The sequence below is a fragment of the Loigolactobacillus zhaoyuanensis genome (genome assembly GCF_003946385.1).
In the GTDB taxonomy this organism is placed as follows: Bacteria; Bacillota; Bacilli; order Lactobacillales; family Lactobacillaceae; genus Loigolactobacillus; species Loigolactobacillus zhaoyuanensis.
In genome coordinates, this window is sequence record NZ_RHOE01000140.1 from 1 (window position 1) to 1,519 (window position 1,519).

The 1,519-nt window shown below is 40.4% G+C and carries 1 protein-coding gene and 2 pseudogenes; 1 reads left to right on the plus strand and 2 read right to left on the minus strand.

Annotated elements, in window-relative coordinates:
* Positions 1–188 precede the first annotated feature (188 nt).
* Positions 189–518, plus strand: a pseudogene (locus EKM76_RS13260) (DDE-type integrase/transposase/recombinase); the annotation flags it as partial.
* Between the two features lie 294 nt (positions 519–812).
* Here EKM76_RS13260 and EKM76_RS13265 read toward each other — a convergent pair.
* The gene (locus EKM76_RS13265; RefSeq protein WP_003679912.1) at positions 813–1,214 is read right to left on the minus strand and encodes a Spx/MgsR family RNA polymerase-binding regulatory protein; all 402 of its coding nucleotides are present in this window, start codon (positions 1,212–1,214) and stop codon (positions 813–815) included.
* 149 nt (positions 1,215–1,363) lie between these two features.
* A pseudogene (locus tag EKM76_RS13855) lies at positions 1,364–1,519 on the minus strand (IS30 family transposase); the annotation flags it as partial.

Here is a 1,519-nt window from a genome sequence, read left to right on the forward strand (position 1 = left end):
GACTGTGGTATTCTGTTCTTGCATCAAGACAATAACCTCTTTCATTGTTTGTGTTGGAACATCAATGATAACAGAGATTTGTCTTGGTGTTTTTTATTTTTTCAATTAGCTGGATCTAATTGGCTAACTTGATTATAAAACGCGCGTTTTTTTATGAAATATTATTCAGATGAATTTAAAACGCGCGCATCAACTTTAAAATCAAACAAGTCGTTGGCTTGACCAATAAAGATCCGATCACCACGGAATATCGTTTTTTGAAGCAAACAATCGAACGCTTAAATCGCAGTTTTAAAGGTAATTACCGTGCCAGTACTGGTTTTGGTTCACCAACTGGCTCAGCTAGTTACACAGCCTTATATTCGGCTGCTTATAACTTTTTACGGCCACATGAAGCGCTCGATTATCAGGTGCCGGTGTCCTTACCCGAATTGCAAGATAAACCCCGCATGTACGATAAGTGGCTGGCGCTGATTGATTTGGCGCCAAAACAATTACCGACTGCGCAACCAGCCTGAATCAGAATCAGTCTAAGTTCAAAATTTAGCGAGCTGTAGGCTTGTTTTGTGCTACTTATAAACGACTATAACCGATCTTAAGCAGTGCGAGTGTGGCACCAATATCGTTAAATGAGCTAATACTAGCGATCACTTTCTCGGTAGCAGTCACACCCCTTCCTGAACCACGGTTTTCATAGAACTTTTGACGTTACCTTTAATTTAATTGTATCAAAAAAGCCGTGCCACCCCTAGCCCGGCTTCAACCTCAATCTTATTTTATCTGTATTACAAAAGCTTGCTTAAATTTTACATCTAGACTCCAGCCGCGTTGATCATCGCTTTCATAAAATCCAAGCGCCGAATATGCCGCGGTATGAATTTCCGAATTTCATCATCATTGAAGCCGATTTGTACTTTATTTTCAGTGACCATAATCGGTTTACGTAGTAACTGGGTCCGTTCGCAAAGTAATTTTAAAGTTTCATTAAATGACATATCTGGTAGCTGAGCAGCAACTTCTGGATACGCACGCGAACGAGTAGAAATAATATCATCTAAACCATTTTCAGTCAGGCTTAAAATGTGCTTCAATTCTGCGGTCGTTGGCGCCTTTTTACCGACATTTTGTTCTTCAAATTGGACATCGTGGTCCCGAAGCCATTGGCGCGCCTTTCGTGAAGAATTACAACTTGTCTGCGTAAATAATTTGATCATTGTGCTTCACTCCCCTTATCTTTTGCCTTTAAAATTTATAGTATTCATAATGTATAATTTATTCCCAAATTGCAAGAACAAATTAGCCACGCAATAAATCCCGGCAAGACAGTATTTTCATTGATATTCATATTTTAAAGATTCAATCTTTAGCCGGCGGCAGCGGAGAAAAGCTCTTTTGGGGTTTGGTAACCTGACTGCCGGCGTGGTAAGTTGTTTAGCTTGGCTTCCACTGCTTGGATATCACTAGGGCCTAAAGTATCCATGGACAGGCCCTTAGGCACATCACGACGGATCATTCGATT